Below are 2,965 nucleotides of genomic sequence, written 5' to 3'. Positions count from 1 at the left end.
GGGCGTGCTGGTCTTATCGAAGTTCGCAGGCGCGGCAGAAGACCTCAACGAAGATGAGGCGCTGCACGTGGATCCAACCTCTCCTGAGAACATCGCGGCCGCGATTTCAACAGCAGCCGAGATGCCACGCGAGGAGCGCATCGAACGCTGGCGAGCGATGAGGGACAAACTCGAGGCGTATACGATCCACGGCTGGTCGAAGGACTTTCTTCGCGAGCTCGGCCACAGTCGGGTGAGAGTGCCAGCTGATCAGTTTCGATATCTCGGGTTCGGTTGGATCAACGATGCCCAAATGCCCATCTACGCGACGGCTGAGGAGTTGAATGTCGCGGTGAATCATGTGCAGGATATGCGTTGGGTCTTGTCTTCGAGAATGCGCGCAGACCAGAGGGGAGGCGGGCCCATCTGATCAACCAAGGTCCGGTTCATTAAGGCGCGATTAGATTTTGCTGAATCATCATCGCGCCTTAGGTTTATTTGATCGTGATCTCCGCGCAAACGCGTTCCGCATTTTGCCACGAAGCAAACCCGCTTCACGTTTTCCGGATCATGCTCGAGGACAATCCACATTCAGGATTCTCTGCATTGAGTCCGGAATCAAAGGGTTCCGGATTATTGTTTCGGGGCTGCGTGGATGGGTGTGAAACGCTATGAACTATCACATCGCGCCGTTGCCGCCTGACAAGGTAGGCGATCCCGACCGCAGCGGCGCCGACAAGCCGCTGTCTGTGCGTGCTCTCCGGGCGCCACATCAGGTGTGAAGCCCCACCGCCTGACCTTGCTGGACCTGCGGATCTTGCAGATCAGCCGGGCAGAGTAGAACTAAACCAGGATAGAACTAAACAATGCATGCCCAGCTTCGTGTTGTCTGGGCAGGCGTCAACTTCTTACAAATCAGGCGGCCGATGCTATTGGTTGGGCGAATTCGCAGGTTCGGCAAAGCAGAAAGCCGTCCATTCCGTGCATACGATCGACAACTTCGCAGAAAGTCGGTCCTTTGAAGAGATCTTGATATTCATCGCGAAGAAGATTGCCCAAGATGTGGCGTCGTTCAAAATCCATGCAGCAGAGCGTAACGTCGCCGTTTGGGAGAAGAAGATTACGATGTTCTCGTTCGTCGGCACATGTCAGTGCTCCGACGATCGGCTGTCGTGCCTCATCGATCTTTGGATCGACACTTCCACCCCTGCTGCTCAGCGGACGCGAGCGAACCAGCGCTTCCTCGGGGATTATCTCGACAAGCTCGGGGTGGACTTCACCCATGACGACGAAAAGCATGGATGAAATGTCTGCGTCGACCAATTGACGTATCAAATCGACAAATTTGCGCCTGACGAGGCGGCTGTTCATGTGCGCGCCGTCATCGAAGACGTGCACCAGGAAAATCCGGAATTGCAGCGCCTGCAAGCGTCGTAGATTCCGCTCGTTCATTCCTACGAGTGTCGTGGAAATCCGAATGCCATGGCCAGCTTCGTAAGCATGCTCAACCATTTCGGTGCAAGCCGGATTGAGCCAGGGCTCCGAGTACCCGGAAAAACTGATATCGACAGCTGCTGGTACGTGCGCCAGGCATCTCTTGAAATCTTCGAGACGAAGATGCTTTGCATGAGACACGGCTCTTTGCCGTTCGGCGAACTTGGCCTGCGGACAATAAGAGCATCCCACGACGCAGCCCGTGGTCGTCGTTATCTCCAAAACCCGGCCGCTAGGAGGAATTGCAGCGCGCAGGTCCTGTAAATTCGTCGGGTATGAATCAACCATTTGCGGTGTGTTCTCCCAAATGTTCGGAACATCGAGCGTCCCGACGCAGCCGGCTTGCGTCCTTCATGAGGGCTTGCTCATGCGTGTTCTCGGACGATGGGCGATAAAGGCGACACAGCTGGGGCCAAAACGCAGCTGGATCGAGGTTATTCCACGTTCTAGGGCTCCTCTCCACTGCATCCAGTTGAAATGCCGGTAAGGAGGTGCGGATGTGCGGGAGTTAAGCGCGCCAAGCCCGGGACCTCATCATCGTCGGTGTTTCGGTAAGTTCGGTAACCGCCGGCGCAAGATCCATTCCGAAGGCCGCCGGTATTGGTCATTGTGCTCTCGCCTCTTGCGATAGACGTTGAGCCTTGGCAGCTGCGCAGCAATGGGCAGTCAAATACGATCCCGAGGATTGTCACAACCGGCGTCGGGCCGGTTCATACGATCGAGATCGTACAATATGACGCCACGTACGATTCAAGCTCTCTCGAAAAGGCGCGGAATGGAAAGAGCGCTCGATCCATTAAACCTGACTGCTTCGCCGTGGGAATGGCGCTCGATAGCCATGAAAGGACCCTGAAGTGCCTGATCCGTCATCTGGACTGAAGCTCAAACCGGTGGTGCAGAACGAGACGACCCTTGAGGTGTAAGATTTCATGCAAAAACTTATCAGCGCGGCGCAATTGCGAGAGCTCGCCCGCGTCAACAGGCGCTTCGTCGATCTTCCGGCTCCAGCTAAGTTGCTCGCCGACGAAACGGCGGATGATGCGCTTCGAATCGGCACGACAAGCTGAAAAGCGACCCATACAACGCTCGCTAGGCAAGCCTTGATTCTGTCGGAAATTTTTCGAAGTAAGAAAGTCGAGGCGCCTGCACTTTGAAGCACAGTTCGCCCGCAAGTTACATTTTCTGAAAGCATCCAATTGCGCCACGCGCTTGTCGCGGGCCGTTGGTCATTGTTAGTAGAGATGAGCAGAGGCTGGCCGGCCGTACCAACGGTCTTGGTCAGCTAGGTGGCCTGGATGCCGATGCAGAGTTGATGTTTGTTCGTCGTTGGCGGCTAGCTATCACGGCTTTCTGCGCAATGGCGAATTCACCTCGGACGGCAAGTCGTTTCCGGTCGCGAATAGTGGCCCCGATTACGGGCGTGCGCGATGAGCAGGCTTCCAGTCCGCGTTAAGCCGCGGCGCCAGAAAGTCTGCTATGTCGGGGTGCCGGC

Annotated in this window: 3 protein-coding genes; 1 reads left to right on the top strand and 2 read right to left on the bottom strand. The window is 56.0% G+C overall.

Annotation, left to right across the window (positions count from 1 at the left end):
- On the top strand, nucleotides 1-409 hold a 409-nt coding region (locus Q2941_RS51140; protein WP_458197476.1), incomplete at its 5' end, for a trehalose-6-phosphate synthase.
- Nucleotides 410-894: 485 nt separating this feature from the next.
- Here Q2941_RS51140 and Q2941_RS51135 read toward each other — a convergent pair.
- Together Q2941_RS51135 and Q2941_RS51130 are read right to left on the bottom strand one after the other, a co-directional pair.
- Nucleotides 895-1,761, bottom strand: coding sequence for a radical SAM/SPASM domain-containing protein (locus Q2941_RS51135; protein ID WP_458197475.1), 867 nt, complete (start codon nucleotides 1,759-1,761; stop codon nucleotides 895-897).
- A gap of 578 nt (nucleotides 1,762-2,339) precedes the next feature.
- Nucleotides 2,340-2,552: a hypothetical protein gene (locus tag Q2941_RS51130; RefSeq protein ID WP_458197474.1), complete on the bottom strand. Its 213-nt coding sequence runs from the start codon at nucleotides 2,550-2,552 to the stop codon at nucleotides 2,340-2,342.
- Between the last annotated feature and the right edge of the window lie 413 nt (nucleotides 2,553-2,965).

Source organism: Bradyrhizobium sp. UFLA05-153 (assembly GCF_054185185.1).
The sequence above is the reverse complement of the archived record's forward strand: the minus strand, read 5'-3'. Positions and strand labels throughout refer to the sequence as shown.